General features: G+C 64.5%; 1 protein-coding gene. It reads right to left on the bottom strand.

Going from position 1 to position 279, the window contains the following annotated elements; translation table 11 throughout:
• Positions 1 to 225, bottom strand: a 225-nt coding sequence (locus M979_RS24115; protein ID WP_425338138.1) for an invasin domain 3-containing protein, incomplete at its 3' end; no start/stop codon positions are given.
• Between the last annotated feature and the right edge of the window lie 54 nt (positions 226 to 279).

Here is a 279-nt window from a genome sequence, read left to right as displayed (position 1 = left end):
TGTCGCGCTCAGTGTCAGGGACGCTGTTTTGCCAGTGACTGCCGTCCCGTTCACGCTCACCGTAATGGAGGCTGTGCCCGGGGTGCTGCCCTTGACCGTCGCGCTGTAGACACCGCTGCTCTCACTGACCGTGCCGAAGGTGACACCGGACTGGGTGGTCGCAAAGGTCACGCCGCTCAGACCCGCAACCGCCTTACCTGCTGCATCCTTCGCCGTGAAGCTCACGGTGGTGGTGGCAAGGTTGTCGGCCGCAATGCTGGACTGCGCCAGACTCAGGGC

This window comes from Buttiauxella noackiae ATCC 51607, from assembly GCF_001654865.1.
In the GTDB taxonomy this organism is placed as follows: Bacteria; Pseudomonadota; Gammaproteobacteria; order Enterobacterales; family Enterobacteriaceae; genus Buttiauxella; species Buttiauxella noackiae.
This window is presented reverse-complemented; position numbering and strand designations above follow the sequence as displayed.